General features: G+C 62.7%; 23 protein-coding genes. 12 read left to right on the plus strand and 11 right to left on the minus strand.

Translation table 11 applies throughout. The features are described from left to right. Window positions 1-112 precede the first annotated feature (112 nt). From PW789_RS16455 to PW789_RS16470, 4 genes are all read left to right on the plus strand, one after another. Entirely contained in the window at window positions 113-1,390 is a 1,278-nt protein-coding gene (locus PW789_RS16455) for an RNA polymerase sigma factor (protein WP_299378587.1), read from the plus strand. Between the two features lie 129 nt (window positions 1,391-1,519). Next, window positions 1,520-1,888, plus strand: coding sequence for a YciI family protein (locus PW789_RS16460; protein WP_299378589.1), 369 nt, complete (start codon window positions 1,520-1,522; stop codon window positions 1,886-1,888). Between the two features lie 107 nt (window positions 1,889-1,995). Further along, entirely contained in the window at window positions 1,996-2,397 is a 402-nt protein-coding gene (locus tag PW789_RS16465; protein WP_299378590.1) for a YciI family protein, read from the plus strand. A 159-nt stretch (window positions 2,398-2,556) separates the two neighbouring features. Further along, complete coding sequence (locus PW789_RS16470; protein WP_299378592.1) at window positions 2,557-3,138, plus strand: dihydrofolate reductase family protein; 582 nt, start codon at window positions 2,557-2,559, stop codon at window positions 3,136-3,138. Between the two features lie 92 nt (window positions 3,139-3,230). Here PW789_RS16470 and PW789_RS16475 read toward each other — a convergent pair whose 3' ends face one another. After that, entirely contained in the window at window positions 3,231-4,976 is a 1,746-nt protein-coding gene (locus PW789_RS16475) for an oleate hydratase (protein WP_299378594.1), read from the minus strand. Window positions 4,977-5,292: 316 nt separating this feature from the next. Here PW789_RS16475 and PW789_RS16480 point away from each other — a divergent pair, with 316 nt between their 5' ends. From PW789_RS16480 to PW789_RS16490, 3 genes are read left to right on the plus strand one after another with little or no spacing between them, the layout of a single operon-like run. Beyond that, a complete protein-coding gene (locus PW789_RS16480) occupies window positions 5,293-6,372 on the plus strand; it encodes an aldose epimerase family protein (RefSeq protein WP_299378596.1) in 1,080 nt (359 codons plus the stop codon). A 24-nt stretch (window positions 6,373-6,396) separates the two neighbouring features. After that, window positions 6,397-7,122, plus strand: a complete 726-nt coding sequence (locus PW789_RS16485) for a CoA transferase subunit A (RefSeq protein ID WP_299378598.1) — start codon at window positions 6,397-6,399, stop codon at window positions 7,120-7,122. Then, window positions 7,119-7,811 (plus strand): 3-oxoacid CoA-transferase subunit B, encoded by a 693-nt coding sequence (locus PW789_RS16490; protein ID WP_299378600.1) that lies wholly within the window; start codon window positions 7,119-7,121, stop codon window positions 7,809-7,811. Before PW789_RS16485 ends, PW789_RS16490 begins: the two co-directional genes overlap by 4 nt. A gap of 86 nt (window positions 7,812-7,897) precedes the next feature. On the opposite strand, the gene PW789_RS16495 is transcribed toward PW789_RS16490, so the two are convergent. Then, on the minus strand, window positions 7,898-8,899 hold the full coding sequence (locus tag PW789_RS16495; protein ID WP_299378602.1) for a polysaccharide deacetylase family protein: 1,002 nt from the start codon (window positions 8,897-8,899) through the stop codon (window positions 7,898-7,900). Window positions 8,900-9,067: 168 nt separating this feature from the next. Beyond that, window positions 9,068-9,637 carry a transcription elongation factor GreB gene (gene greB, locus PW789_RS16500; protein ID WP_299378604.1) on the minus strand — a complete coding sequence of 190 codons (570 nt, stop codon included), beginning with the start codon at window positions 9,635-9,637 and terminating at the stop codon, window positions 9,068-9,070. Window positions 9,638-10,467: 830 nt separating this feature from the next. Here greB and PW789_RS16505 point away from each other — a divergent pair. After that, window positions 10,468-11,427 (plus strand): hypothetical protein, encoded by a 960-nt coding sequence (locus PW789_RS16505; protein ID WP_299378606.1) that lies wholly within the window; start codon window positions 10,468-10,470, stop codon window positions 11,425-11,427. A 201-nt stretch (window positions 11,428-11,628) separates the two neighbouring features. On the opposite strand, the gene PW789_RS16510 is transcribed toward PW789_RS16505, so the two are convergent. From PW789_RS16510 to PW789_RS16530, 5 genes are all read right to left on the minus strand, one after another. Then, window positions 11,629-12,156: a hypothetical protein gene (locus PW789_RS16510; RefSeq protein ID WP_299378608.1), complete on the minus strand. Its 528-nt coding sequence runs from the start codon at window positions 12,154-12,156 to the stop codon at window positions 11,629-11,631. Beyond that, window positions 12,086-12,868: a hypothetical protein gene (locus tag PW789_RS16515; protein ID WP_299378610.1), complete on the minus strand. Its 783-nt coding sequence runs from the start codon at window positions 12,866-12,868 to the stop codon at window positions 12,086-12,088. The genes PW789_RS16510 and PW789_RS16515 overlap by 71 nt, the downstream gene beginning before the upstream one ends. A gap of 116 nt (window positions 12,869-12,984) precedes the next feature. Beyond that, entirely contained in the window at window positions 12,985-13,302 is a 318-nt protein-coding gene (locus PW789_RS16520; RefSeq protein WP_299378612.1) for a hypothetical protein, read from the minus strand. 140 nt (window positions 13,303-13,442) lie between these two features. After that, window positions 13,443-14,420, minus strand: coding sequence for an NAD(P)-dependent oxidoreductase (locus tag PW789_RS16525; RefSeq protein WP_299378867.1), 978 nt, complete (start codon window positions 14,418-14,420; stop codon window positions 13,443-13,445). Next, complete coding sequence (locus PW789_RS16530) at window positions 14,404-16,080, minus strand: L-lactate permease (RefSeq protein ID WP_299378614.1); 1,677 nt, start codon at window positions 16,078-16,080, stop codon at window positions 14,404-14,406. Before PW789_RS16530 ends, PW789_RS16525 begins: the two co-directional genes overlap by 17 nt. Before the next feature lie 148 nt (window positions 16,081-16,228). Here PW789_RS16530 and larA point away from each other — a divergent pair, with 148 nt between their 5' ends. Further along, a complete protein-coding gene (larA, locus tag PW789_RS16535; protein ID WP_299378616.1) occupies window positions 16,229-17,503 on the plus strand; it encodes a nickel-dependent lactate racemase in 1,275 nt (424 codons plus the stop codon). Continuing rightward, a complete protein-coding gene (locus PW789_RS16540; RefSeq protein ID WP_299378618.1) occupies window positions 17,500-18,822 on the plus strand; it encodes a DUF4147 domain-containing protein in 1,323 nt (440 codons plus the stop codon). The genes larA and PW789_RS16540 overlap by 4 nt, the downstream gene beginning before the upstream one ends. Window positions 18,823-18,834: 12 nt before the next feature. On the opposite strand, the gene PW789_RS16545 is transcribed toward PW789_RS16540, so the two are convergent. From PW789_RS16545 to PW789_RS16555, 3 genes are all read right to left on the minus strand, one after another. Beyond that, complete coding sequence (locus PW789_RS16545) at window positions 18,835-20,076, minus strand: PepSY domain-containing protein (protein ID WP_299378620.1); 1,242 nt, start codon at window positions 20,074-20,076, stop codon at window positions 18,835-18,837. A gap of 5 nt (window positions 20,077-20,081) precedes the next feature. Beyond that, the gene (locus PW789_RS16550; RefSeq protein ID WP_299378623.1) at window positions 20,082-23,180 is read right to left on the minus strand and encodes a TonB-dependent receptor; all 3,099 of its coding nucleotides are present in this window, start codon (window positions 23,178-23,180) and stop codon (window positions 20,082-20,084) included. 326 nt (window positions 23,181-23,506) lie between these two features. After that, a complete protein-coding gene (locus tag PW789_RS16555) occupies window positions 23,507-24,217 on the minus strand; it encodes a hypothetical protein (RefSeq protein ID WP_299378625.1) in 711 nt (236 codons plus the stop codon). A 172-nt stretch (window positions 24,218-24,389) separates the two neighbouring features. Here PW789_RS16555 and PW789_RS16560 point away from each other — a divergent pair, with 172 nt between their 5' ends. Beyond that, entirely contained in the window at window positions 24,390-24,821 is a 432-nt protein-coding gene (locus PW789_RS16560) for a BlaI/MecI/CopY family transcriptional regulator (RefSeq protein ID WP_299378627.1), read from the plus strand. Continuing rightward, complete coding sequence (locus tag PW789_RS16565) at window positions 24,818-26,926, plus strand: M56 family metallopeptidase (RefSeq protein WP_299378629.1); 2,109 nt, start codon at window positions 24,818-24,820, stop codon at window positions 26,924-26,926. The genes PW789_RS16560 and PW789_RS16565 overlap by 4 nt, the downstream gene beginning before the upstream one ends. The last annotated feature ends 9 nt before the right edge of the window (window positions 26,927-26,935 follow it).

Consider the following 26,935-nt stretch of genomic DNA (forward strand, 5'->3'; position numbering starts at 1 on the left):
GCACCACTCGGGCGCCGGGAAGTCCATGTTCCAGTGCATCAGCCTGGGCAGTGCAGCGAGCAGTATCCGGGCGCAGTTGTCTCCAGCGCCTCCCTTTGCTAGGTTGTCGTACATGCCGCCGCCCGTGCCCGAACAACTCGGCAGATCCATTGAGACGCTCTACCGTTCGGAATCGGGCCGGGTTCTGGCGACACTCGTGCGCCTACTCGGAGACCTGGACCTGGCCGAAGAGTCGATGCACGAGGCGTTCGCTGCCGCGCTCGAGTCGTGGACGCTGACCGGTATTCCGGAGAAGCCTCGCCCCTGGCTCATATCAACGGCACGTTTCAAGGCCATCGACGCGATGCGCCGGCGCGCGCGCTTCGATGGCGTACAGAGAGATCTTGTCGCCCACTTGGAATCGCTCGTCAACGACGCTCCCACCGGCAATGGAGAGATCGGCGAGGAGGAGATCGAGGACGATCGCCTGCGTCTGATCTTTACCTGCTGCCATCCCGCTCTTCCTCCGGAAGGACAGGTTGCGCTCACTCTCCGCGAAATCTGCGGCCTGACCACGGAGGAGATTGCCCGCGCATTTCTGGTGACGCCGGCGACGCTCGCCCAGCGCATCGTACGCGCCAAGGCAAAGATTCGAGAGACACCCATTCCATACGAGGTGCCGACGCCGCAGGAGTTGCCGGAGCGGCTGGCCGCGGTCCTTCAGGTCATCTATCTCGTCTTCAACGAGGGTTACTCCGCCGCGGCGGGAGCGGAGGTAACGCGGGCCGAGCTGACCGGCGAGGCGATTCGGCTAGGGCGGCTACTGACCGAACTCCAGCCAACGCCGGAGATTCCAACGCCGGAGATCAAGGGGCTGCTTGCCCTGATGCTGCTCCAGGAATCCCGTCGCGCTGCCAGGACCTCTCCCGCCGGAGAGCTGATCCTGCTGGAAAATCAGGATCGCTCGCTCTGGAACCGGGAGCAGATCGCGGAGGGCGTGACACTCCTGGAGCAAGCCCTGATCTCCCGCCGCTTCGGCTCTTACACACTGCAGGCCGCGATTGCGGCCGTCCATGCGGAGGCGGAATCGGTCGCCGCGACCGACTGGCGGCAGATTGTCGCGATCTACGACCAGTTGGTGCGAATTCAGCCCTCGCCGGTCGTCCATCTCAATCGTGCCGTGGCCATTGCCATGCGTGATGGCCCGGAGGCCGGTCTGACGCATATCGACGCGGTTCTGGAGCATGGAGAGCTGACAAACTACTACCTCGCGCATTCAGCCCGCGCGGAGATGTACCGCAGGCTGGGCAGGCTCGACGAGGCCCGGTCCGCGTATGAGAAAGCTCTGGCGCTGACCCAGCAGGAACCGGAGCGGCTGTTCCTGCTGGAGCGGATTCGGCAGTTGAAATAAAAAATCGGATAGCTGTCGATTTTCCATCTCCCCAGCGACTATATGGCAAAAGAACGATGATCTGCGGTTCCCGGGGAACAGGAAACGAGTCATCGGAAGCAAGTTGCAGGAAGCAAACAAGGAGAAGTCATGCCACAGTATCTGGTTGCCATCTATCACCCCGACGATTACGACTCGTCCCTCGAAACCGAAGAGATGATCGAGAATATCCACGCACTTAACCGCGAGATGATCGCTGCCGGCGCCAGAAAATTCGCCTGCGGCATCTCCCCGGCACGCAGCGCAAAGTCGCTGCGGACGCAGCCCGATGGCACCGTGCACATCACCGACGGGCCGTATACGGAGACCAAGGAGCACATCGGCGGTTTCTGGATATTGGAAGCCGCCGATATGGACGAGGCGCTGGCGTGGGCACACAAAGGTGCCGTAGCCTGCCGGACGTCGGGCGAGGTGCGAGAGCTTCTCTCCAACCCGGCCCCGAAGCAGGCGACGGAGTAGTCTGGACGCCGCGACTTCGGACGATGCACCGTCCTGATCACACCCGCAATGAGCCTGCGCGAAGCTGCGCCGCGGGCTCCCCACCCGGAGCGAAGAGGAGAAGAGCCGTGAAATATCTCTGTTTTGGCTACTACGACAAAGGCCAGTTCGATGGCATGACCGAGAGCGACCGAAATGCCATGTTCGATAGCTGTTTTGAATATGACGACCATCTTCGTGCCAACGGGCACTGGGCCGGTGGAGAGGCGATTCAGCCCGCGGAAACCGCCATGACCCTGTATTGGAAGAACGGCAAAGTGGCGACGACCGACGGCCCTTATGCCGAAACCAAAGAGCAGCTCGGCGGCATTCTCGTCCTGGAGGCGCGGGACATGAATCATGCCATACAGCTCATGGCGCAACATCCGGCGCTGACGTATGGCAACAGTTTCGAGATTCGCCCAGTGGCGGACCTGAACGAGATGATGAAAGCGAGTGAGCAGCGCCGGAGACAGGCCGTCGCTCCCTGAAGACGGCAACGGTTTGGGGCGGTCTCAGAACATTCGTTCTGCTAAACACTTCTTGTTCGTTGAACAGTCGCTGCCCACAAGCCGACGTATTCTTACCGATGCTCGAGCGGGGCACCGCCAACAGAATATAAACTGCCACCCCGGAAGACGGAGACGCAAATGAGAAAGCTCAGAATCATGGAACACATCTCTCTGGACGGCGTGATCCAGCACTCCGCCGATGACGACAAATTCCCTTACAGCGACTGGACCGCGCCCTATCGAACCCCCGCTGGCAGAGATGCAATCCTCGCCGTGTATGGCGAGAGCTTCGATCTGCTGCTTGGCCGTCGCACCTACGATATCTGGTCGGGCTTCTGGCCAAAGGCGCCGAGCAGTCCGATGACGGACGGCATCAATGCGGCGAAAAAATATGTCGCGACCCACCGTCCGGAGAGTCTTGCCTGGGGCCCGTCCGAGGCCCTGGGACCGGACCTCGTCGAGGACATTCGCCGCATCAAGTCACAGGATGGTCCGAGCCTTACTCTCTCGGGCAGCTCCACGCTGACATCGACGCTGCTTGAGCATGGGCTTGCGGATGAAGTCCTGCTGATCGTCTACCCGGTCCTGCTGGGCACGGGGAAGCGCTTCTTTGCGGAGGGAACCCCGGCACGCTCCTTCGAGCTCGCCAGCACGGAGGCATTCCCGTCCGGCATCATCCTCAGTACGTACAAAGTCGCCGGGCCGTTGAAGACCGGATAAGTGCCGAACAGTCACTTGCATTGGCCGCAACCCTGTCGTTCTCTCCATCCGGAATCGTTCAAAAGAGCAGTTTCATTTGAACGATTCCGGCACTAGATAACGCCGTACTCTTCCAGCAGTCTGCCGATGATGGTCTTCTCGACGTACTTTTTTGCGAGGAAGGGGATGGACAGCTTCTCACGATCGCGGAGGAACGCCGTCGACTTGATCAGCTCGCGCACATCGTAGACCGAGCCGAAGACCTCCGGAACGCCGCGATCGATGTTCAGCAGCTGATACACGGCCTCCATGCCGGTGCGCACGGAGTACTCCGTCGTAAAGATGCAGTCGCGCGTCGACTCCGCAAACTGGCCGATGAAGGCGAAGTTCTTGACACCGTCCGGCACGACTTTAGGGCGATCCGTACCGTTGCGCGTCAGGAAAAATGCGGTGATAAAGGGCATCATGCACGGACGTGTGATGGCACCGGTTGCGGCCATCTCGTCGATCTCGTTCAGTGGCACTCCCATGTGAAAGAGCCACTCCTGGGTGATCTCTTCGCCCGTGCAATCGCGCATCGGCTTCTTCACATAATCGCCGGGCCTGTCGGTGAAGAGAGCATAGAACCACACGACGGTCTGATCCGGTGGCTGCTGCTTGAAGTGCGGCTGACGATTGACCGTCCAGCTGAGCAGCCACGACGAATCGCGCACGCTGACGATGCCGCCCGTGACCACCTTGCCGGAGCGCGTCGGCCGCTTTGCGATCTTCTCGATGTATGCGGGAATGCGTGCGTCCAGCGTTGTGATCGAAGCGGAGGCCCACTGCGACTCCTCCGGCCTCATGCAGAACTTGTCGGGACGGCCGAAGGATGGGTCTTGTGCCGCGATGTTGCGCCACAGATGCCAGCTTCCGCCATCGTGCACAATCGGGTCGAACTTCGCCGGTGTGTGATGGTCGCCCCACTCGGAGTTCTCTACCAGTGAGCCATTGGTGACGAAGACGAGCTCGTTTTCTGTGAGGTCGAGTCCGCCGACTTTGCCTTCGTGAATCCAGTCGATGCGTTTTGCGACCTTCTTCTCCGGCGTGATGTCGAAGACCACGTTCATCACCTGCGTGTCGAACTGCACCTTGACGCCCTGCTTCTGCAGCCAGTTGATCAGCGGAAGCACCAGCGACTCATACTGGTTGAACTTCGTAAACTTCAGCACGCTGAAGTCGGGCAGGCCCTCGATGGCATGGATGAAGCGCTGCACGTAGAGCTTCATCTCGAGCGCCGAGTGCCACTCCTCAAAGGCAAACATCGTCCGCCAGTAGAGCCAGAAGTTGGACGCGAAGAAGTCCTTGCCGAAGACCTCGTTGATGCGCTTGTCGTACAGCTGTTCGGGAAGCGCCAGCACCAGCTCGATGATCTCCTTGCGGGCCTTTCCGGTCAGCGTGAAGTCCGCGCCCGTCTTGGCGTCCTGGCCCTGCTCGATGGTGGCGCGCTGGAGCGAGTAGTTCGGGTCGTCCTTGTTCAGCCAGTAGAACTCGTCCAGCACGGACGCGCCCTCCACCTCGAGCGAAGGGATGGAGCGGTACAGGTCCCACAGGCACTCGAAGTGGGCTTCCATCTCGCGGCCGCCGCGAATGAGCCATCCGGTCTCGGCGTTGCCTGCGCCGTCGAGAGCGCCGCCGCTGATCTTCGATGCTTCCAGAATCGTGATGCGGTCGCCCGGCATCTGGCCGTCGCGGATCAGAAATGCCGCAGCTGCCAGCGAGGACAGACCTCCGCCCACCAGGTACGCTGACTTTTCCTCGACTCCCGCAGGTTTCCGCGGACGAGCAAACGCCTCGTAGTTTCCCTTGCTGTAGTACATGAAGGACCTCCGGTTGCTCGGAACATGGAAGTGGTTCGAGCGGCGCTACGCGCAGTTCAGGTATACCTCATGCGAGTGTATGCGGCATGATCCTGATTCGAAAAGTCCAGAACACACCATGAAGGTGTCCTCAAAGCTGGCTTTTGGCGGTTGTGCGGAAGAAAATCGTCCGGAGAAACGCTCGCGTATCTGCCGATGGGCAGGAGTGACACGCGTTGTTCAGGTAAGTATATTGGCTTGGTCGGGCAACAGGCTTCGGTGACGGGGCATTTTGCGAGAGCGGGAGAGAAGAGTGACGATACGGTGGCTAGGGATTATGCTGCTTAGCATGACGATGGCGGCACAGGCACACGCAGAGGTTTCAAAGGCATCGTTCGGCAAGATGCCGGATGGTACGGCGGTGGACATCTACACACTGAAGAGCGACGCGATTGAGGCGAAGATTACCACCTTCGGCGCGCGCATTGTGTCCATTAAGACGGCGGACAAGGCCGGCAAGGTGGACGATGTCGTGCTTGGCTACGACACGCTCGACGGCTATCTCGCCGACAAGAAGACCTACTTCGGCGCGGTGGTGGGCCGCTACGGCAACCGCATCGCGCACGGCAAGTTCACGCTCGACGGCAAGACCTACCAGGTGCCGAAGAACAACGACGACAACTCGCTGCACGGCGGCACGGTGGGCTTCGACCAGCATGTCTGGACGGCGAAGGAGATTCCCGCAGGCGTGGAGATGACGCTGGTGTCGAAGGACGGCGACCAGGGCTATCCCGGCACGCTGACCGCCCATGTTCGCTACACCGTGCATCACAACGCGCTGCGCATCGACTACAGCGCCACGACGGATAAGGATACGGTGGTCAACCTGACCAACCACTCCTACTTCAACCTCGGCGGCCTGGGCAGCGGAACGATCCTCGACGAGGAGATCATGCTGGCGTCGGATAAGTACACACCCACGGACGCGGGGCTGATCCCCACCGGCGAGCTGGCGACGGTCGAAGGCACGCCGATGGACTTCCGCAAGTCGACCGTGATCGGCAAGCGCATCAACGACGACTTCGAGCAGTTGAAGAGAGCTGGCGGCTACGACCACAACTGGGTGCTGCGCGGGGCGACCGGCGAGACCAAGACCGCGGCGAAGGTTCACGATCTGAAGACGGGCCGTGTGCTGACGGTGACGACGACGGAGCCGGGCGTGCAGTTCTACACCGGCAACTTCCTCGATGGCAGCTTCCACTCCAACGGCGTGACGTTCAGCAAGCGCACCGGCCTGTGTCTGGAGACGCAGCACTTCCCGGATTCGCCCAATCATCCGTCGTTTCCGACGACGGAGCTGAAGCCGGGCGAGGCGAGGCACTGGACCACGACGTTTACCTTCACCACCGAGAAATAAAGCACGGGAAATAAAGGCACGAGTATGAACAAGGTCGTCGAGTCGGCGGATGTTGCGGTAGCGGACATCCTGCCCGGCTCGACGATTATGCTTGGCGGCTTCGGCCTGTGCGGCATCCCGGAGAACCTGATTGCGGCGCTGGTGAGGCGCGGCATCACCGGGCTGCATACCATCTCCAACAACATGGGCGTCGACGGCTTCGGTATGGGGCTGATGCTGGAGGCAGGCATGATCGCCTCGCACATCGGCAGCTACGTGGGCGAGAATCGCCGCCTGGAGAAGCTGGTGATCGCCGGTGAGCTCGACCTGACGCTGGTGCCGCAGGGCACGCTGGCCGAGCGCATCCGCGCGGGCGGCGCGGGCATTCCGGCCTTCTATACGCCGACCGGGCTGGGCACGATCGTCGCCGAGGGCAAGGAGACGCGCGAGATCGACGGACGCAGCTATGTGATGGAGACCGCTCTCAAGGCCGACGTGGCGTTGATCAAGGCATGGAAGGGCGACCGGCTCGGCAACCTCGTCTACCGGCGCACGGCGCGCAACTTCAACCCGGTGATGGCGACGGCGGCGAAGCTGACCATCGTCGAGGTGGAGGAGCTGGTGGAGCCCGGCGAACTCGACCCGGATGCAATCGTCACCCCGGGCATCTACGTAAAGCGCATCATCGTCGGCGAGCACTATGCGAAGCCCGTGGAGTCGCGCTTCATCGCGGAGATGAAGGCGAAGCAGCAGCCGGGAGGCGTCGCATGAACGCCAAGGAGTTACGCATAAGCCCGAAGGAGTTAATTGCGCGGCGCATCGCTCGTGAGGTCCAGGACGGCTTCTACGTGAACCTCGGCATCGGTCTGCCGACGATGATCGCGTCGTATCTTCCTGCGGGCATCGATGTGGTCTTTCAGTCGGAGAACGGCATGCTGGGTGTGGGGCCTCCGCCGGACGAGGCGACCACCGATCCCGACCTGGTCAACGCCGGCAAGCAGCCGGTGACCGAGCTTCCCGGCTGCGCCTACTTCGGCAGCGAGCAGTCGTTCGCGATGATTCGCGGCGGCCACATGGACATGAGCGTGCTTGGCGCGATGCAGGTGGACGAGCTGGGCAACCTCGCCAACTGGATGATCCCCGGCAAGATGGTCAAGGGCATGGGCGGAGCGATGGACCTGGTCGCCGGAGCGCGCCGCGTGATCGTCGCGATGGAGCACACGACCAAAGAGGGCGAGCCGAAGATCCTGCATCACTGCACGCTGCCGCTGACCGGTATGGGCGTGGTACACGACATCGTCACCGAGCTGGGTTGGATCGCGGTGACGAAGGATGGCTTGCTGCTCACCGAGATCGCCGAGGGCGTCACTCCCGACGAGGTGCGGAGCAGAACCGAGGCGAGGCTGCAGGTATCGCCGGAGCTGAAGCGCATGACCGTGGAAGGAATAAGCGCAGCCTGATTTTTATTGAAGCGAGTGTGTCGCGGCGGACCTGATAGTCAAGCGAGGCTGCGCGGATGAGGCGTAGCCTCGCTTGCAGGCGAGTCCTAGTACGGCAGCGAACCGAGCCGCGAGAGCAGGACGGTCTCGGCGCGGAAGAGCAGCCAGTCGGGGTTGGTGGAGATGCGCAGCAGGTTGGTGGGCTGCATGTGCTCCGGCGTGTTGACGCCGCCATAGAAGGAGAAGCCGACGTTGTAGCCCAGCTCGCGCGTGATGCGTTCTGTGTGCTCATCGAAGGCGCCGCGAATGCCGACCGGGTAGGCGACCGAGGTGACGGGCGCGCCGATGTTCTCTTCGATGACGCGCTTGGACTCGGCCAGCTCCCAGTGCTGCTCCTCGGGCGTCAGCTGGCCCAGCAGGCGATGCGTCTGCGTGTGCGAGCCGATGGTCATGCCCGCCGCGCGCATCTCGCGGGCCTCCTCCCAGGTGATGAAGCGGCGGCCGACGTGGGGAAGCTCGCATCCAGCCTGCTCGCGCAGCTGCTCCAGCAGGATGTTGCCGTCGTGGTTGGAGGGCAGCTTGTAGTGGCGCAGCACGGCGACGATGGCGGCCTCGCGGTCGGTGCCGATGGTGACGGTCAGCGGCGCGGGATAGGTGAGGCTCAGCGATGTTCGCGCCGTGTTGCGGACGAGGTATGCGATCTCATCCCACCAGGGCACGGTGGCCGTGCCGACGTACTCGGGCACCAGGAAGAAGCTGCCGGTGCAGTCGTTGGCCTTGAGGATGTCGAAGGTGGTGCGGTAGTCGTTGACGTAGCCGTCGTCGAAGGTGAAGGCCACGTGCATGCGCGTCAGCTTCTGGCGCCCGGCGGCGATGGCCTCCAGCTCCTCGCCGCCGATGACGCTCAGATGACGCTTGAAGTACTTGACCTGCCGATCGAAGGCGTCGGCGGAGGCGCTGAAGATGGCGCGGTCGAAGCGGGATGCGGCGGCGTTACCTACGCGGTGGTGCGTGACGATGAGCAGGCCGGGTTTGGAGCGCATGTGCTCCAGCAGGGAGAGGGCCCCGGTGCGGCGCAGTGCTTCGGCGGCGAGAGATCGTTTCGACATGCTGTGTATGAGGGTAATCGATGCGGAAGGGTTGGGGCGACGCTCGCCAGCATCCTCCCGGAGCGAAGCGACTCGCTCTCAAGGGCTTGCTGCCGACATCAATGTTGAGAAGGACTCGCGTCGTTGGGGCAAACCATGCATCGGCTATTCGGAGGATTGTTTTGCAGCTCAGGATCCCGGAGGCTCACGGAAGGGTTCTACTGCAATGCGCTCGTAACGAACCTCCAGGACCGTCAGAAGTTCTTTGCCGCCCGGCGCATCGAGAACGACGCTGTCTCCCTCAGCCGACCGCATGAACGCGCGGCCCAGGGGCGACTCCCAGCTGACGTGGTTACGGTCGAGGTCGATCTCGTCGGTGCCGACGATGCTCACCTCCCGCTCCACGCCCGCGGCGTTGGCATAGAGCACCGTGGCACCGAAGTACACCTTCGACGCCCGCAGATCCGATCGCGGAGCCTCGGGATCGACGACCTCGGCGGCTTCGATTCGCTTGGAGAGAAAGCGAATCCGCCCATCGATCTGCCGCAACCGGCGTTTGGCGTACTGGTAGTCGGCGTTCTCGCTGCGATCACCATTGCTGGCCGCCCACGCGACGACCTCCGCCACAGCCGGGCGGTCCTTGAAGAGCAGAAACCGGTGCTCCTGCTTCAAGCGCTCCAGTCCAGCGGGCGTAATGTAGTTTTTGACCTGCACCGCCGGCGAGTCGTCCTGCGGCCTTCTGGTAAACCCTTTACGCATCTCGTTATTATCCCAGCCCGAATGCCAGCGGCCCTATAAGAGCATGCGTTAGGATGCGTTTCTTCCGGGAACGGCGTTTATGAGGATTCATGTGCCGACGTCAGCTCAATATTGTTCGATGAGTGCGTTGGTCTGATATCGTCATTTTGAGCTGGCTGTCGTAGAACTCACTGACTGACATGGATCTACTTGAAGTCGCAGAGGATCGAGGGTGGTCAACTTTTCCCGGTGTCAACGGGTCGTCTGACCTAATGAGACTAGCCATGAGTCTGGGCAAGCCGGTCGAGAACGCTCGCCACGAACTGATCAGTGAGCTGCGGGTAACGGCAAGTGCCAAGGCTCGGCAACTGACCTTGAGCGCTACCTTTGGCACAGGAGCTTTTCCGCTGCACACTGACACCGCATTTTGGCCAACTCCAGCTAGGTTCCTCGTTATGTTGGCAGAGGGAGACCTCAGACGCACGACTCCCATTTGCGCAATGAGAAAAATCCTAGACTCAGGCGGGGATAACTTGTTGCGATTGATTGAGAAGTCCGTCTGGATTATCAGAGGGAAAGACGGAAGCCACTACGGGCAGATGACCCTGAGCACAAAGGGTGTCCGCTCAGGCGTCAGATTTGACCAGCAGTGCATGAAGCCCGTCAATGCCTCTGCGAGAGATGTGGCGGCTTACTTCGACACGGGCGACCGCGCGGTCCCCATCGAACATCTGGAATGGAGACCGCACACAGCGGTAGTGATCTCAAATTGGCATGCTCTACATGGCAGGGGAGTACAACCTCCAAACGAACAGGAACGAACCTTACGACGAATTTACGTGGAGTAATTGATGATCTGGGAACGTGATCCCCTGTGGGCAAAAGCAAAGCTTTTCTTCGAACGGGCTTCTGAACAACCTGCTGATGACCCTCAGTATGGTCTCTGGTGTTCGCTTGGGCTTGAGCTTCTCGCTCGCGCCGCGCTGGCCGCGGTCAGCCCCACCTTGTTGGCCGAGCCCGATCCAAACCATCAGTACCTATTGCACGCTCTGGGTGTGGGGCCAAAGATGTCCTCTCCGGTCTCACTTGGAGCATCCAAAGTTTTTGCGCTTTGCCAAAGCCTTTTTCCAGGGTTCACCAAAGAAGATTTCGTTTCATCAATGGCACTGATAAACCGCCGGAATGCCGAACTGCATTCTGCCGAAGCCGCCTTCGACAATTACCCGTCCAAGCAGTGGCTTCCAAGTTTCTATCATTCTTGTTCGTCCCTTGCTGCCGGACTAGGAGAAACGCTAGAAACCTTGTTTGGGGCTGAACAAGCACGGATCGCCAGTGACATCCTGAAACAGTCCAAAGAAGGCGCAGAAAGTCGAGTAAAGAACTTCATTGCAGCTCATAAGAAGGTCTTCGAGGCAAAGTCCGATCTTGATCGCATTGCTGCTACGCAGGCTGCTGCGCTGCAAACAGTCCAATTGGTCACCGAGCGTCACCACAAGGTGAGCTGTCCGGCCTGCGGATCAGACGCCACGGTTGAGGGAGACCCATTTGGACCTGAACAGCTGGATCATGAAAACGGCGAGATAGTCGTACGCCAATCGGTCTCACCTCGCATATTCTCCTGCAAGGCATGTGGATTGAAGCTCACAGGCTACGTGGAGCTAGATGTTGCCGATTTGGGTGGCACATACACGAGAAGAACGACCTTCTCACCTGAAGACTATTACGGCCTTATCGATCCGGAAACTGCCGATATGTCGGAGTATGGCGAACAGTACATGCGAGATATGGCAGAAGAATACGACAACGAGTGAGGCTTACTGGCGCAAACAATGACAGTCGAGGTCCCCCAACTGCGACGACAGTAAGTGCAAAATCGTCGATGCACTAATCAGATCGAGAGTAGAAAAAACCTTCGACTGTCTCGATCAGGCCAATGCCTTGGTTACGGCGTTTCCGCTGAAGTGCAATTTCATCGTGATGGCTTGATTCGAAATCGCTGAGGCGAGTGGTGCTCAGTCCAGCTTGCGCAGCAAGCCCATCACGCGCAGCAGGGTGCCTGCGGCGACGCGGGCGCAGCCTTTGAGCGTCTGCAGGGTGGGCTTCATGTCGTGGCGGTCGAAGTCGAAGTAGGCCAGCTTGCCGGAGTAGGTCGTGCGCACCTGCTGCCAGGTGAGCAGACCCTTGTCGATGTAGCGCGGAATGGCGGGGATGTCGCGGCGCAGGACGACGTGGCGGAAGTTGAAGCGTGAGGCGACGAGCGGTTCGACGTGCTGGCCGATCAGGTCGAGGTAGTGCAGCCAGCCGATCTCGACCCCGGCGTAGGGTGCGGCGTCGGCGGTGACGGAGTAACGCGGGTTGGCCTCGATCAGGCGGACGACACCGTCGCGGGTATCGCGCTTCACCTCGATCTCGCAGATGCCCACGTAGTTTGCGCCGCGCAGGAACTTGTCGCAGAGCGTGGCGATCTCTTCATCCACCACCGGCTCGACGATGGAGCCGGAGCCGAAGAGGATGGGATGTGCGCGCAGTTCGTGTACCACGCAGTAGCCGATGCGGCCGCGAGCCTGCGCCGTAGACGGAGAGATAGCAATACTTCGCGTCGTCGCCGCCGGCGATGATCTCCTGCACGACGGCCTCGGGACGCAGCGGCTCGGCGAGGGCGTAGTCGGCCATGAGCGATGCGGCGTCGTCGGCGGTGATCAGCTTGAGGCCGCGCAGCTTGTGGCCCTCGGGCAGGGCATCCCACTCGCGCTGATGGCGCGGTTTGATGAGGCAGGGAAAGCGCGCGGTGGCGCAGAAGGCGGCGAGGTCGCCGCTGGATTGCACGTAGGCGGTGCGCGGGATGGGCAGGCCGTGCTCGGCGGCCAGCGCGTACTGCTGCTCCTTGGTGGCGAGCGCAGCCTGTGTTGCGATGGAGTCGCGCGAGAAGATGTAGTGCCCGGCGAGGCGGTCGGCGTGGCGGCCCAGCGCGGAGACGAAGATGTCGGCGGCGGGGATGATGACGGCTTTGCCGCCCAAGCCCTCGGCGAGACCGATCATGAAGCGCACCCACTCCTCGGGATGCGTGTCCGGGTTGGGGCAGAGATGCGATTCGCCGTAGCTGGAGATGAAGCCTTCGTGGCTGGCGTCGCAGTCGATGCCGACCGTGCGCACGCCGTGACGCAGCAGGTCGCGCATCAGGTTGAGGCCGGTCTGAAAGACGCTGGCGACGACGACGGGAGGCCAGCCGGGTTGGACGCGGTCGGGGGTCACGGGACAGGGTCCGTTGCGGCAGAGTCCGTTGTGGATACAGTCGTCATCGGCGTGCTCAGGATATCAGTTGACGGTGCAGAGGAGCGTATGCCGTCCGTGGCGGCGCTGGTCCCACGCTACGGCTGCTTCGAGCGCTCCTTGATGCTCTTGGCCAGGCGCTCGATCTCCTGCGCCTTCTTGACGACGGAGACGGAGAGCGTGTCCTTGTTCGATTTATCCACCTCAGCCTTCAGCTCCTGCGTCAGCTTGTAGAGCTTTTCGGTGTCGGCCTGCAGATCGGCCTTGCGCTTCTCCGCAGGCGTCATCGGCGCGGCGGGAGCGCTCTCCGCCGCCGCCGGTTTTGCTGCATCGTTTGTCGAAGACTGGGAGAGAGCGGAAAGCGTAAGCGGAAGAAGAAGGATGGCTGTGCCGACGAGTTTTGAGGGGTAGACCACGAAACCGCACCGTCCTGATTGCAGCATAGGGCCCGATGCGACGATTCAAACAGATTCCGGGGAGCGGCGTCCAGAGGAAGTGTGAGCGCCCGACGCAGATTCATCGGGCGCTCACAGGGTGATCCGTCTCTATCTCGTGACTAGCCCTTGACGGTGGTTCCGGTGAGGTCCTCGAGCAGCCGGATGGAGCCACAGATGTCGTCTTCGCCGTAACCCTTGGCGATCGCCGCGCGCAGCATCTGCGCCGAGAGCGCGGTGATGGGGGCGGGTACATTCTGTTCGCCGGCGTGGTCGAGCATCAGCTGCATGTCCTTCTCCAGCCACTTCACCGAGAAGTTGGTGGAGAAGTTGCGCTTGAAGACCATCGGAGCTTTGACCGAGATGAAGGTCGACTTCGCCGCGCTGTTGTTGAGGATGTCGAGCATCTGGTTGGGATCGACGCCGGACTTGACGGCCAGCACCATGCTTTCGTTGAAGGCCTGCAGCAGCGAGCCGAGGATCATGTTCTGCGAGAGCTTGGCGCTGAGGCCCATGCCCGCCGCGCCGCAGTAGTAGAGCAGCTCGCCCATGTTCTTGAAGAAGGGCTCGACCTTGTCGAAGATCTCCTTCTTGCCGCCGATCATGAAGGTCAGCTTGCCGTTCTCGGCCCCGGCCTTCGATCCGGTGCAGGGAGCGTCGAGGAACTCGATCCCCTTCGCCGCGAGAGCCTCGCCGATGCGCTTGCTCTCGGACGGAGAGACGGTGCTGCAGTCGACGATGATGGTGCCCGGCTTCGCCTGTTCAATGAGGCCGTCCTTGCCGAGGATGACCTCGCGCGACATGGCGGTATCGCCCACGCAGAGGAAGATGATGTCGCTCGCGGCGGCGACCTCGGCTGGTGTGGCTTTGGGCTTGCCGCCCGTAAGCTTCTCGGCCTTGCCTGCGCTGTAGGACCAGAGCGCGACGGTGTGTCCGGCGTCGATCAGGTGTTGAGCCATGGGGCCGCCCATGATGCCGAGTCCCAGAAATCCAAGGTTTGCCATGCGGTGTGTCATCCCTTCCATTGCTGCTGGTTCGAAAGCTAGTGCTTCCTGGTTCGAAGCTGCTTGTGATTGCCGTGCGCTAGTAGTGCGAAAGATAGGCGTAGGCCAGCGCGATACCGCCTGTCACCATGATAAGCAGGATGCTGTGGCGCAGGGTAAAACGGAAGAGGCGCACCTGCTGCGCCTCCGTCAATCCGGTGGAGGCCGCGGCGACGGCGATGGTCTGCAGGCTGATCATCTTGCCCACCACGCCGCCTGCCGAGTTGGCCGCCGCCATCAGTACAGGCGAGAAGCCGAGCCGGGTGGCGGTGATCACCTGCAGGTTGCCGAACAGGGCGTTCGACGAGGTGTCGGAGCCGGTGAGGAAGACGCCGATCCAGCCAAGAACGACGCTGAAGAAGGGGAAGAGTACGCCGGTGGCGGCGAAGGCGAGGCCCAACGTCGCGGTGGCTCCGCAGTAGTTCATCAGGAAGGCCGTGGCCAGGACGGAGCTGACGGTCGCCACCGGCAGCCGCAGCTGACGCACGACGGAGCCGAGGACGATCAGAAAGTCGTAGAACGGCATGCCCAGCGCGACGACGGAGAGCAGCGTCGCGGCCATGCACGCGGTTCCGGCTGCGGCCAGCCAGTTGAGGGTGAACAGTGCGTGATACGGCGCCTCGGTGGCGACGATGGGCGGCATGCGATGCACGACGTCATGCAGGCCGGGCCAGCGGAGGACGACGGTGGCGCGATTCAGCAGCTTCTGCAGCGGCTCCCACCCCCACAGCAGCACGCAGCCGACGACGAAGGCATACGGCATCCAGGCGCGCAGCACCTCGGAGAGCGGATAGTCGGGCAGGATGCGCTCTTCGATGACGAGGCTGGTGCCGTCGCCGTCGCTGCCACGGCGGGAGAAGTAGTGCAGCATGGCCACGTGGGCGATGGGTGGCTCGGTCTCGTCGGGCGCGGTAAGCCGCAGGTAGACGATCAGTACGCCGAGCGTCAGCAGCGCGGCCAGCAGATCGGTGAGCGCCGGGCCGATGAAGGTGGCGATAAAGAACTGCGCTCCGCCGAAGACCACGCCCGACAGTAGCGCGGGGACCCATACGCCGCTCAGCGAGGTGATGCCGCCGACGGCGAGGATCATGTACGCCGGGATGATGAGTGCGATGGGAGTGCAGATTGCAGCGATGGCGGCGCTGAGCTTGTCGAGCGGAAGGCCGGTGGTTCCGGCGAGGGTGTAGACGGGGATGCCGATCGATCCGAAGGCCACCGGTGTGGTGTTGGCCAGCAGGCATAACGCAGAGGCGGCGAAGGGCGAGAAGCCCAGGCCGATCAACATGGTCGACGCGATGGCGACCGGCGTGCCGAAGCCGGAGGCGCCTTCGAGGAAGCCGGCGAAGGTGAAGGCGATCAGCAGGGCCTGCAGGCGCGGGTCGGGTGTCAGGCGGCCGATGGAGTCCTTGATGACTTCGAAGCGGCCCGTCTCGACCGTGACGCGAAACAGCGTGATGGCCCAGAAGATGATCCAGCAGATAGGGAAGAGGCCGAAGGCCGCGCCATAAAATGCCGCGCTGACCGCGGCCCCCGCGGGCATGTGATAGCCGCCGATGGCGAGCGCAAACGTAACGGCCAAGCCGCAGAGACCCGCCAGCCACGCGGGTTTACGCATTACGCCGAGCAGCAGCAGCATGGTGAGGATCGGCAGCGCCGCCAGCAGGCACGAGAGGCCAGGCCCAAGGCCAAAGAGGAGGTAGGTCTGTTGCCAGGTCAACGACGGATCTCCGATGGTGTTGGTTTGTGGTGCTCTCGTGCAGGCGTGGCGAGAATCGCAGACATTCTATGGAGTCCGTCGTACAACGGTCAAAGCGAAGTGGGCGAAGGTGCTGCGTTTTCACTAGAATCGTGGGCGAAGGAAGCGAATGATGCAGACGACGATTGCATTTGGAAGGACGGGGCTCACGCTGGAGCTTCCCGAGGGGCCACGATACAAGGTACTGCGCGCGCGGTCGGCTGCGCCGATTGGCGATGTCGCCGCCGCGCTGGAGGCTGCGCTCGATGCGCCCATCGGCTCGGATTCTCTGGCGGATCTGGCGAAGGGCAAGAAGACGGCGGCGATCTCGGTCTGCGACATCACGCGGCCTGCGCCGAACGCGGTGACGCTGCCGCCGCTGCTCGCGCGCCTGCACGCCGCGGGAATGCGGGCGGAAGACATTACGATCTGCATTGCCACGGGGCTGCATCGCGAGGCGACCGAAGCGGAGCTGAAGACGATCCTGGGGCCGGAGATCGCGGCGAAGTACCCGATCGTCAATCACGATGCGAAGGACTGGACGGCGCATCGCGATCTCGGCGAGACGCGGCGCGGTACGCCGGTGGCGGTGCATCGCAGCTTCTTCGAGGCAGACCTGCACATCACGCTCGGCTTCATCGAGCAGCACCTGATGCTGGGCTTCTCCGGCGGTCGCAAGCTGATTGCGCCGGGCCTCGCGGCGCAGGAGACCATCAAGGTCATTCACTCGCCGCGCTTCATGCGCGAGGCGCTGGCGACCGAAGGCTCCATCGAAGAGAATCCGCTGCACGCGGAGCTGCTGGAGATTGCGCGGATGGTGCGGCACGACTTCATCCTCGACGTGACGCTGACGCACGAGCGTGAGATCTCGGGGATCTTCGCCGGCGATCCGGTCGAGGCGCATGCGGCGGGCGTGAGGTTTCTGCGCGAGACCTCGCTGGAGTCGCTGCCCGAGCCGGTGGATGCCGTGATCACGAGCGCAGCGGGCAATCCGCTGGACCTGACGTTCTACCAGACGATCAAGGGCATCACGGCGGTGCAGCATATCGTGAAGCCGGGTGGAAAGATCCTGGTGATGAGCGCGTGCACGGAGGGCATCGGCTCGCCGGAGTTTGCGGAGAAGCTGCGCAACTACAGCGGCCCGCAAAATTATCTCGATGCGATTCGCGATACGCCGGTGATCGCCGATCAATGGCAGCTGGAGAAGATGGCGATGGTGGAGCTGAAGCATCCGCTGCTGGTCTATGCGCCGGGCACGCGGACTGACGAGCTGGGCAGCCTGGGGGCGGCGAGCTTTGCCACGCCCGAAGACGCCATGCGTGCGCTGGTGGCGGGGCTGGGTTCCGAGGCGACGGTGGCCGTTGTGCCCGATGGGCCGTATGCCTTTGCGCGGGTGACTGCTTGAGCGAGCTTCGTGCCGTCGCCGAGGCGATCTTTCGTGAGTCGCTGGAGGCGTGCTCGCTGGAGCAGGCCTTTCGCCGCAAGGTGCGCGCTGTCTCGCACGATGTGCTGGAGCTTGAGGGCGGAGGCGCGGTCGATCTTGCAGGAGTGAAGCGGGTGCTGATCGTCGCGATGGGCAAGGGCGCGGCGACGATGCTGCGCGGCCTGATGAGTTACGCGGCGGTAACGGATGGCCGCGAAGGGACCGGCGATGGCCGCGAGGTGAGCGGCGTGCTGATTGCGCCGGTGCGGCCTGACGATCTGCCCGATGGTGTGACGTACTTTGCGGGCGGGCATCCTTCGCCGAACGCGGCTTCGATGGAGTCGGCGCGCGCGGTGCTGTCGCTGCTCGAAGCTCATCGTGACGATGCTTCAGCCTTCTGCTTCTTTCTGATCAGCGGCGGAGCCTCGGCGATGATGGAGTTGCCGCTCGATGCTTCCATCGGCCTCGATGAGCTGGTCGGCTTTCATCGCGCGCTGGTGCACAGCGGAGCCTCGATTACGGAGATCAACTGCGTGCGCAAGCACTTTTCGGCGGTGAAGGGCGGCAGGCTGGCGCTGGCTGCGGGGGCGATGCGCAGTGTAACGTTCGCAGTGTCGGATGTTCCTGCGGGACGACTGGACGTGCTGGCCTCGGGGCCGACGCTGCCCGACCTGTCGACGGTCGAAGAGTGCAGGGAGATTCTCGCCCGCTACGATCTTCTGCCACGATTTCCGGAGCGCGTGCGGGAGTTCTTTCTGTCGAAGCTGGTGGAGTCACCGAAGCCGGGCGACTTTGATCCGCAGGTCTATGCGCTGCTCTCGTCGGACGACCTGGCGGCTGCGGCGAAGGCCGCGGCGGAGCGTCGCGGGTTTCATGTCGTCATCGATAACAGCTGCGATGACTGGGAGTACGACGGTGCGGCGGACTATCTGCTGGAGCGTCTGCGCACGGCGGATGGCAAGCGTGTGTGCGTGATCTCCGCGGGCGAGGTGACGGTGCGCGTGCCTGCCTTAGCCGAGGGGCAGGGCGGGAGGAACTCGCACTTCGCCTTGTACAGTGCGTTGAAGCTGCGGGAGGGCGAGGCGGTGTTGTCGGCTGGTTCGGATGGCATCGACGGCAACAGCCCTGCGGCGGGTGGTGTAGTCGATCGCGGCGTGATTGCCGGTTGTGAGGCTGACGCGCGTGCGGCGCTGCAGAACTTCAGCTCGTATGACTTTCTTGCTGAAGCAGGTGCTGCGATTGTGACCGGGCCGACGGGGAATAATCTGCGTGACCTGCGGGTGCTGCTGGCGGAGCGCTGATTCCTTCTGCCGCTACGCCTTCATCCTGCGCCACATCGGATGCAGCTTGCGGTTCCAGTACATGATGAGGCCGGTGACGGCGAGCAGCGCGGGAGCGATGCCGACCAGCACCCAGAGAATGCGGACGACGATGCCGAGTGCACCGTCGCCTCCGAACGAGCCGAAGTGCACGGTGAAGAAGTACTGCACGGCGCGTAGGCCGCGGCTCGATTTCGTGGAGTCGCTGTAGTCGAGCACGCTGCCGGTGTGCGGGTCGAGCGTGACGCGGATCAGCTGCGAGTAGGGCAGCGCGCCGCGATAGTAGCCGGTGACGAAGAAGGGGCCGCCGGGCTTGTAGGGCGTTGCGAAGTAGCCTGCAGGGGCTTCGGCGGGGAGAGCGCGGCGTGCGGCATCGATGGCCTGGTCGACGGTGAGCGCGGGAAGCTTCGAGGGCGCGGGCTTCTTCGGCGCGGCCTCATCTTCGGCGGCGGCCTTACGGGGATCTTCGCCTGTTGCAAGCACAGTGATGTTGCGCACGGTTTTGGGGAAGGCAAAGTAGATGCCGGTGAAGCTGACGGCCAGCAGCGCGAGCGAGCACCAGAAGCCGACGACCGAGTGCATGTCCCAGTTGAGGCGCTTCCAGTTGAGCGTGTCGCGATGGCGATTGCGATGCAGGCGCAGGATCAGCGCTCCGGCCCAGCGTTTGACTCCCGGCCACCACAGCACGACGCCGCTAAGGCAGAGGATGAGGAGGCCGAGCGCCATCCATCCGCTGATCATGATGCCGGGCTTGCCTGCGAGCAGGTAGAAGTGCAGGTTGGTGATCCATCCCAGCACGCCGTCGAAGCGCATGCGGTCGCGCAGAATCTGGCCGCTGTTGCGGTCGAAGATGACGGCGCGATAGTTGGGGGTGGGCGGAGCGCCGCGCCTGCCCATGAGCGCGGTGACGGGCACGTTGCCCTCATCGAAGTGCTGCAGGCCCGAGACGCGCCAGCCGGGGCGGTCGGCTTCGATGCGATGCACCATCTGGTCGAGCGTGACGGTGCGCGGCGCGGTGGAGGCACGGTACAGCTCCGGCTCGGTGGCGTGCTGAATCTGCTCCTTGAAGACCAGTGCCGAGCCGCTGAGGCCGATGACGATGGAGTACAGGGCTACGACGATGCCGAGCCAGAGATGTACCTGGAAGATGACGCGGCGCAGCCAGACGCGCTGCGGAGAACGCAGCCACGAGGGCTTCGCCGCGACCTTCTCGGTTTGTGTGACGACTGTCTGCATCGTGGTTAGAAGTGCAGCTTGAGCGAGACCTGCATCGAGCGCGGGCCACCGACCTGGTAGAGCGAGGAGAGGCCGCCGAGCTGGTTGTTGAGCGTGTTGTAGGTGCGTCCGAAGAGCGACGCGCCGGTGGAGAGTGAGTTGTAGATGGAGCCGTAGATCGGGTGGTTGAAGACGTTGTAGGCTTCGGCGCGGAACTGCAGGCCGACGCGCTCGGTGAAGGGGAAGTCGCGGCGCAGGGTGAGGTCGGTCTGGGTTGCGCCGAAGCCGCGTGCGAGGTTGCGTCCCGCGTTGCCTTCGCCGGTGCCGTCGGGATCGAAGGCGTCGTAGTTGATGGCGCGGCCACCGGGGTATTGATTGCCGTAGACGTACAGCGGCTTGCTGCGGTCGTAGTTGGGGTGGAAGCTGATGGAGGTGCCGCTGGAGGTATCCTGCGTCGCCGCGCGCAGCACGTCGACCGGCAGCGCGGTGCGTGCGGAGATGCGTGCATCGGCCGACCAGTGCTTCAGCACGTAGCTGGCGAGCGCGTTGTTGTAGTGGCCGCCGATGTCGTAGCTGAGCGCCGCCTGAAAGCTTTGGCGGATGTCGTAGTCCGAAGGGCCGCGCTCCAGCTCGTAGACGGTGAAGTTGGTGGTCGCGGAGTCGAAGCCGTGCGCCCAGGTGTAGGAGATCAGCGCCTGCAGGCCGTGCGAGAGCTTGCGGTCGAAGCGTGCCTGCAGCGCGTTGTAGTCCGACGTGGCCGCGTTGTTGGTGATGTAAAGGCCCTTGCCCTGGCTGAACGCGGTGTTGCCGTATGCCTCGGGGTGATAGAAGCGCTGCACCAGCAGGCGTCGCCCGGCGCTGGCCACGTAGTTGACGGTCAGCGACTGCCTGTCGCCGAGACCCTGCTCGATGGCGAGGTTCCACTGGCCGGTGTAGGGCTGCTTCAGGTTGGGATCGTAGGCGTAGATGGGAGCGTTATACGGCGCGTTTGCGTTGGGCGTGGGCGCGGCCTGCACCTGTTGCAGCGTCGCCGGGAAGGGCGCGGTGTAGCTGGCGAAGCCGGTGGTGCCGATGCCGTAATAGCCCTGCGCGCTAAGCGCGGTGCCGGTGTCGTAGAAGAGGCCGCCGCCGACGCGCAGCGTGGTCTCATAGCCGGGATTCTGGTGAATCTGGTAGGCGATGCCGATGCGCGGAGCGAAGTTGCCGTAGGTCGTCTTCCACAGCGCCGTGCCCTTGGGAGCGGCCGTGGTGGTGGCGAGATCGGTGATCTGGTTGACGGTGTACGGCGTGTTGCCGTTGGCGTCGGTCGGCGGCGGGTTCAGGTCCCAGCGCACCCCGGCGGAGATGCTGAGGCGGTCGGTGGCCTTCCACTCATCCTGCACGAAGGCGGAGAAGTTATGCGCCAGCGACTTCATGTTGACGTTCTGCGTGTAGACGTAAAGGCCGTCGGGCGCGTTGTTGAGGACGGAGGCCTGGTTGTAGAAGAAGGCAACCTCCCACAGCGGCGGCAGCTTCTCGCTGGTGATCAGGCGGCGGTAGTCGACGCCGTACTTGAGGTTGTGACGGCCGATGGTCTGGGTCATCGAATCGACGAGGTTGAACTGGCGCTGGCGGTTGCTCTGCGGCTCGATCAGGTAGTACGGGTAGAGGCCGTAGAACATGAAGAAGGTCATCCAGTCGCCGTTGCTGAGTCCGGGCGCGGTCGAAAGAGCAACCGGCGTGGCTCCGCCGAAGTTGTCGAGGTAGCGGTTGGAGTTGTAGTCGTTGCCGGTGAGGCCGACGCGAAATTCGTTGGCCATCGAGGAGGTCAGCACGGCATCGGCGCCGAAGACGAAGGTCTTCACGTTGCGGATGGTGTTATTGACCTGCGAGAGCGAGCTGGCCTGTCGTGAGAGGCTCTGCGAGGGCACATCGCTGTAGCGGCCGAAGATCTTGAAGCGGTCGCCGAAGCTGTGGTCGATGCGGATGGAGGTCGTGTTGAGGCTGCTGGGGGCGGAGTAGCCCGAGGTGAAGTTGGCCAGACCGTTGCCGAGGTCGGCTCCGTTGGGCACAGGGAAGGCGTTGAGGAAGGGCTGCAGGGCAGCGGGTGCCGAAGTGCGCAGCGCATTGCTGGGCACGTTATAGAGCGTCGACGACTGCGGGCTGGTGAGGCGGAGGCCCTCGTACGAGAAGAAGAAGAAGCTCTTGTTGCGGCCGTCGTAGAGGTGCGGGATGCGGATGGGGCCGCCGAGCGTGCCGCCGAAGTCGTTCTGGCGCTCGGGCAGCTTGGTGGTGTCGAAGACGTTCATCGCATCGAGCACGGTGTTGCGCAGGTAGTCGAAGGCCGATCCGTGCCAGTCGTTGGTGCCGCTGCGGGTGGAGAAGCTGAACTGTCCGCCGGGGGTGCGGCCGTACTCCGCCGAGTAGGAGGAGGTGGTGGCGCGGAACTGCTCCAGAGCGTCGATCGACACGATGCTCTGCGTGGTGCCGAGAGCCGAGCCCTGCGGCGTGGAGCCGGAGAAGCCTGCGCCGGGGGTGCCCGAGGTGGAGACGGTGGCTCCGGTGTTGGCGCTGATGCCGTCGATGGTGTAGTAGTTGGCCTCGGTGCGCTGGCCGTTGACGCTGATCTCGCCCGAGGAACCGGAGCCGGCGGAGGGGACGACGGTGACGCCGGGCGCGAGCGTCATCAGGGACTGGAAGCTGCGGCCGTTGAGCGGAAGGTTCTCGACGAAGCGGTGGTCGATGACGGTGGAGACGCTGGCATCGACGGTGTTCATGGTCATGCCGCTGCCGTCGACGGAGACGGTATCGGAGGCAGCGCCGATCTTCAGCTTCACATCGCGCGTGACCTTGCCCGCCACCTCGACGGTGATGCCGGTGACGGCCTCGCTCTGAAAGCCGGAGGCGGAGACGGTCAGCGTGTAGATGCCGGGCTGGACGCTGGAGAAGACATAGAGGCCGGAGCCGTTGGTCTTTGCGGCGGAGGTGTCGGAGGTCTTCTGATTCTTGAGAGTGACGGAGGCGCCGGAGATGTTGGCGCTGGAGGTGTCGCGGACGACACCGGCGAGCTGGGCGGTCTGAGCCAGGCCAAAGGCTGCTCCCCCGATAAGGAGAAGAATGCCGAAGAAGATGCGCAGGGATTTCAAGATGTACTGCCTTTCCATACTGCTGCGACCAAAGTGATCTTCAGAACCAGACGGCTGCCGCAGGCCGCGATCCGGGAGCCGTCGCCGCGTATCGCCGAAACGATCGCCGCGTGGGGCTCAATCTCTTTTATGAATTCAATATACGACGAATTTGGTCGTGATTGGGCGATATAAGACGAATATCGTCCGATTTCGCCCGGAGGGGGATATTCCAGCGGCAGCCTTATTAAGAAAAAAGCCCCGGAGCGTTGGCTCCGAGGCTTTTGGGTAGCAGGAAATGAGGGCTAAAGGGTGTGGCATCGGGCGACGGCAGTTCGTGGCCGCTGTCAGTTGCCGCTCATCTGCATCTCGTGGATCTGGTGCTCCTGCTCGACATCGGTGCGGCGGATGACGGTGAGGCCATCGCTGCCGAGCAGGAAGGTGGTTCCCGTCTCCGGGTTCGTCACCTCGTGCTTGACCTGCCGGATGGTGGCGATCTGTGCCGGCGCAGCCGGGGTGGAGAGATCGACGACCTGGTAGTCGCGAGGTACGGCGGGAACGTAGGCGTTGTTCTGCCTGGTGCCGAGATACACCGCGTCTCCGAGAGGATGGTCGAGGCTAAGGCTGCTGAGACCGCTGTCATCAGCCAGGGGATGCAGCACCGGAGTCTTGATCTTTGTCAGATCCAGGACGGCGAGGCGGTTGTCTTTGCGGAAGCGCACCAGCGCAGCCTTGTTGCCGAGCGGCCGGACGAAGTCGAAGGCGTTCGCGCCCGTCAGACTGACGGTCGAGATGGCTTTGATGCTGGCGGGGTCGGTCACGTCGAAGACGACGATGCGGGCGCCCTGCTGCTGTTCGACATAAAGCAGCGCGCGGGCTGCGTTGTTGTAGTAGAGGAAGAGCGAGTTGCCGCCCGACTGGGCCTGCTCGGGAAGATTCTGCGGCTCGAGAACGACGATCTCGTGATGGCGCGAGTGAAGCTGGTCGGCCAGAGAAAACGGGCTAGAGATGAGTAAGAGAGTGAATGCTGCAGCGAATAAGGAGCGAATGGTCTTCATGAAGCACCTCCATGTCCTCTATGCTGCGAGCGCCGATGGCTGAAGTCGAATAAGTAGTTCTAATCGCTCATAAGACGTGGCGGAGAGGCGGGCTGCGGCTCTCATTTTCTGGCCTGTGAGAGAATTCTGTGACGAATGGTCGGATTCCGACTATTTTTCTGTTGCGGCATCTATGACGCGTGTAGTAGATCTTGTGTCACACATGATGTCGCAGCCAAAACTATCGAAGCAGGAGTTTCGGGTGATGGAGTTCCTCTGGACCTGCAAGGAGGCTTCGATCCGCGAGATTGCGGAGGCGCTGGCGATCGGCGATTCGCCCCGGAGGCCGCTTGCGTATACGACGGTGCAGACCGTGGTGTACCGCCTGGAGGAGAAGGGCGTCGTGCGGCGCAGCGGCAAGGTGGGAAACTTTCATGTCTTTGCGCCGGTGGTCTCGCGCGACAAGGCGCAGCGGCGTCTGCTCGACGATCTGCTGGGATTCTTCGGCGGCAAGGGCAAGCTGGTGATGGCGCACCTGATCGAGTCCGGCGAGCTGACGCTGGACGATGTGAAGGAAGCGGAAGGCCTGTTGAAGCAGTCGGCAAAGCGGAGGAAGCCTCAATGATGTTTCCCTTGGTCTGGAGTGCAGGATGGGCCGCAGTTCTGATGGCGCATCTGTGGCAGTCAACGATGGTGTGCGCGGCGTTATGGGGGTTGAGCCTGATGCTGCGGCGCAACGCGGCGCGGATGCGCTTCCGGTTATGGATGCTGGCCTCAGTTAAATTTCTGCTTCCCTTCAGCCTGCTGATCGCGGCTGGAGAGAGCTTCTCGGTGAAGAGAACAGCGGCGCCCGATGTGGCGCCGTTTTTTTCCATGATGATCGAAGGCCCTTCGGATGAGGTAACGCTGAAGCCGCATCAGACGGCATCTGCGGAGAGTGCTGCCGCGCACGCGAAGTCGGCGGCTGCGGTGGCGAAGCGGCAGAACATCATGCCGTGGGTTGTGCTCTTCGTGTGGGCTGCCGGCGTGTTGTGGATCTCGGCTGTGTGGCTGCGCCGCTGGCTGCAGCTGCGGGCGATGGTGCGGCGCGGAACGCCGGTCGGCGAGATGTTCGGCATGCGCGCGGTGATGGTTGCAAGTGCTGCTGAGCCCGGTGTCTTCGGAATCGTCCGTCCGGTGTTGATGCTGCCCGAGGGCGTGACGCGCAACCTGACGGCGACTCAGATGGAGACGATTGTGGCGCATGAGCTGTGCCATGTGCGGCGCAGGGACAACCTGACGGCGGCGCTGCACATGATGGTCTCTGCGATCTTTTGGTTTCATCCCCTGGTGTGGTGGATTGGGCGGCAGCTGATCGCGGAGCGCGAGGCGGCGTGCGATGAGGCCGTGCTGGAGCAGTCGCACAGCGCGATGGAGTATGCCGAGGGGATTCTGAATGTCTGCAAGTTTTACCTGGAGGTTCCTGTGACGTGTGTCTCTGGTGTTACCGGTGCGGATCTGAAGAAGCGGATCGCGCACATTCTCTCCGGCAGTACGGCGGAGCGGCTCTCGATGGCGAGAAAGCTGGTGCTGAGCGCAGCAGGCGTTCTTTCCATCGGCATTCCGGTTGCGTTCGGCGTATTGCATGCCTCGCGAAGCTATGCGCAGGCTCCGGCGAAGACGAATCCCGATGATACGTGGCAGGGTTCGCTGCATCTGCCGCAGCGTGATCTGCGCACGGTGCTGAAGATCACGAAGACGCCGGATGGAAAGCTGAGCTCTCTCTTCTACAGCATCGACCAGGGCGGCCAGCCGATCACGGTGAAGGAGACGACGTTCCAGAACAGCGAACTGAAGCTGAACGTCGAGGCGATCGACGGCGTGTACACCGGCAAGATGTCGCCGGATGGGACGACGATCACGGGCGAGTGGAAGCAGGGCGATCGTCCGCTTCCGCTGATCCTGGTGCGCGCGACGGCAGACACGGCGTGGGCGATTCCGGAGCCGCCTCCGAAGCTTCCTCCAATGGCGGAAGACGCCGATCCGAGCTTCGAGGTGGCGACGATCAAGCCGACGGCGCCGGACTTCAAGGGCAAGGGATTCGGCGGACCGCCACGCCACTTCAATACGCGGGGTACGACGCTCGAAGACATCATGGCGTTTGTGTATGGCGTGAATCCAAAGCAGATCGTCGGCGCTCCGTCGTGGGCAGAGACGGACCGCTTCGACATCACGACGGGGCAGCCGGATGCGCCGGGCGCGCCCAGCCAGAAGCAGGATAAGTTAATGCTGCGCAAGCTGCTGGAGACGCGCTTTGGGTTGAAGTATCACAAGGACCAGAAGGAGATGTCGGCCTATGTGCTGGGTGTAGCGAAGGACGGCCCCAAGATGACGAAGAGCACGGCGGACCCGCATTCGCCGCCCGCCTTCTTCTTCACCAAGCTGGGTCATCTGACGGTACGCAACGGGACGATGGAGGACGTGGTGCAGGGCTTCCAGGGCGCAGTCTTCGACCGGCCGGTGGTGAACCGCACGGGTATCGAGGGGCATTGGGATTTTTCGCTGAAGTGGACGCCGGACGAGACGCAGTTCCAGGTCTTCGGCGTGAAGATCGTGCCGGATGAGTCGGCCGATGCACCTCCGCCGATCTTCACCGCCATCCAGGATCAGGTTGGCCTGAAGCTGGATGCGACGAAGACCATGGTGGACGTGATGATGCTGGACCACGTGGAAAAGCCAAGCGAGAACTGAGTCGATGCG

This window comes from Edaphobacter sp., from assembly GCF_028283685.1.
In the GTDB taxonomy this organism is placed as follows: Bacteria; Acidobacteriota; Terriglobia; order Terriglobales; family Acidobacteriaceae; genus Edaphobacter.

What these genes read in the sequence shown, in the direction of transcription:
- PW789_RS16455 (WP_299378587.1), top strand. Translation starts at nt 113, where the DNA reads ATGCCGCCGCCCGTGCCCGAACAACTCGGCAGATCCATTGAGACGCTC.
- PW789_RS16460 (WP_299378589.1), top strand. Translation starts at nt 1,520, where the DNA reads ATGCCACAGTATCTGGTTGCCATCTATCACCCCGACGATTACGACTCG.
- PW789_RS16470 (WP_299378592.1), top strand. Translation starts at nt 2,557, where the DNA reads ATGAGAAAGCTCAGAATCATGGAACACATCTCTCTGGACGGCGTGATC.
- PW789_RS16475 (WP_299378594.1), bottom strand. Translation starts at nt 4,976, where the DNA reads ATGTACTACAGCAAGGGAAACTACGAGGCGTTTGCTCGTCCGCGGAAA.
- PW789_RS16480 (WP_299378596.1), top strand. Translation starts at nt 5,293, where the DNA reads ATGCTGCTTAGCATGACGATGGCGGCACAGGCACACGCAGAGGTTTCA.
- PW789_RS16485 (WP_299378598.1), top strand. Translation starts at nt 6,397, where the DNA reads ATGAACAAGGTCGTCGAGTCGGCGGATGTTGCGGTAGCGGACATCCTG.
- PW789_RS16490 (WP_299378600.1), top strand. Translation starts at nt 7,119, where the DNA reads ATGAACGCCAAGGAGTTACGCATAAGCCCGAAGGAGTTAATTGCGCGG.
- PW789_RS16495 (WP_299378602.1), bottom strand. Translation starts at nt 8,899, where the DNA reads ATGTCGAAACGATCTCTCGCCGCCGAAGCACTGCGCCGCACCGGGGCC.
- greB (WP_299378604.1), bottom strand. Translation starts at nt 9,637, where the DNA reads ATGCGTAAAGGGTTTACCAGAAGGCCGCAGGACGACTCGCCGGCGGTG.
- PW789_RS16505 (WP_299378606.1), top strand. Translation starts at nt 10,468, where the DNA reads ATGATCTGGGAACGTGATCCCCTGTGGGCAAAAGCAAAGCTTTTCTTC.
- larA (WP_299378616.1), top strand. Translation starts at nt 16,229, where the DNA reads ATGATGCAGACGACGATTGCATTTGGAAGGACGGGGCTCACGCTGGAG.
- PW789_RS16545 (WP_299378620.1), bottom strand. Translation starts at nt 20,076, where the DNA reads ATGCAGACAGTCGTCACACAAACCGAGAAGGTCGCGGCGAAGCCCTCG.
- PW789_RS16555 (WP_299378625.1), bottom strand. Translation starts at nt 24,217, where the DNA reads ATGAAGACCATTCGCTCCTTATTCGCTGCAGCATTCACTCTCTTACTC.
- PW789_RS16560 (WP_299378627.1), top strand. Translation starts at nt 24,390, where the DNA reads ATGACGCGTGTAGTAGATCTTGTGTCACACATGATGTCGCAGCCAAAA.
- PW789_RS16565 (WP_299378629.1), top strand. Translation starts at nt 24,818, where the DNA reads ATGATGTTTCCCTTGGTCTGGAGTGCAGGATGGGCCGCAGTTCTGATG.